This is a genomic window from Streptococcus intestinihominis, assembly GCF_046824975.1.
Classification (GTDB): domain Bacteria; phylum Bacillota; class Bacilli; order Lactobacillales; family Streptococcaceae; genus Streptococcus.
The window spans coordinates 206134-207404 of record NZ_JBKQBL010000004.1 but is presented as its reverse complement, the minus strand read 5'-3'; the positions used below and the strand labels follow the sequence as shown (position 1 = coordinate 207404).

Genomic DNA, 1271 nt, shown 5'->3' with positions numbered 1-1271 from the left:
TGCTCCGTATCATTGACATCGTGGCTTTGGTAGTAAAAATGGCTGGCAAATTCTTGCGCCTGTTCAGGACTGTCTGCTAAATCCGAAATGGATTCAACGACAACGGATTCAAAGTATTCTTTGCTCCAAGGTCGACGAGCAGTTCCAATCACTGCAAAATGCTCGGAAAGATTTCCAGCTTTATAGAGTCTAAAAAGGGAAGGGTAGAGTTTGCGTTGAGCTAAATCTCCACTGGCCCCGAAAATGGTTACAATTACTTTTGAGGACATGTTCATACCTATTTTCTAACTTGATAAACCATATTCTACCATAAAATTCAGAAAATTTCTCTTTGAAAGTAAAAGGATTCGGACTTTAAAAGAGAATGAAAGTGGAAGAAGCCACTAAAAAAGGTTGGACCGAAAGGTCACAACCGAGAGATGTTTAACGGACTTTAGAAGACCCGATAGACATAAGGATTCGTAGGTTTTTCTACTGAGTGGGCTTCCTTTATTACTAAGATAGGAAGGGTTTGGCCAAGTTGTTTATGGTATTGGATTTTGAGAGTTCCAGTAGCTTGGACCCAGGTATTATCGTCATAGGTTTGGGAGGCTCCTTTGGTTAACAAACCATAGACTCCTGAATCAGCGATACAGTGGATAATTCCAAAACGGAAAAGGAACTGACTGCCCGGATCCTGGGGATCCTTATAAATGAAGCCGGTTAGGGTAAAGGTTTTTCCAGCAAATTCATCTGGATAGTCGTAGATCACTTCCATGACTTCCATATAGTTTTCTGTCGTGATCTGGATATGATCTTGCTTGAGGTACTTCTTGGCTGCAGCCCTCATCTCAGATTCATAAGCAGACTTGGTAAAATAACTGCTAGTATCTGGCTTGAGGTATTGGTTGGTTGTCCCCTCATCATTTTGAATATCTTTGGAAGAGCCAGCCGCAATGGGGAAATGATAGCCCTTGGCTGATACCGTTTGGGAATCTAAGGTCACAGTCGGGAAGCCAATCCCTACAATTAAGGGAATCAGGAGCAGAAGAATACTCATGACTTTAGCTTTTTTACTGGTTAGGTGACTATGAACGGGTAGATTCTTCATCCAGATATAGAGCTGGACGACAGCCAGGATGAAGGAAAGAATCATAGAGATATAGGCTAAATAGGAATAATGCATATTGATGTATTGGTTGAGCTTACCAGAAAGCTGCAAATACATAGTAATTTCGAAATAGCCTGCTAAAATGAGAAATCGAATCATAGGACCACCCCCACAAACCAAG

Annotated in this window: 1 protein-coding gene and 1 pseudogene; both read right to left on the bottom strand. The window is 41.4% G+C overall.

The annotated features are described in order from the left end of the window. Positions 1-269: pseudogene (locus tag ACLOR3_RS07890) on the bottom strand (glucose-6-phosphate dehydrogenase); the annotation flags it as partial. Between the two features lie 164 nt (positions 270-433). Continuing rightward, a complete protein-coding gene (locus ACLOR3_RS07885) occupies positions 434-1249 on the bottom strand; it encodes a TIGR03943 family putative permease subunit (RefSeq protein WP_411399930.1) in 816 nt (271 codons plus the stop codon). Positions 1250-1271 lie beyond the last annotated feature (22 nt).

Bases quoted from the DNA above. Each gene is read 5' to 3' on its own strand.
- ACLOR3_RS07885 (WP_411399930.1), bottom strand. From the start codon at position 1,249: ATGATTCGATTTCTCATTTTAGCAGGCTATTTCGAAATTACTATGTAT.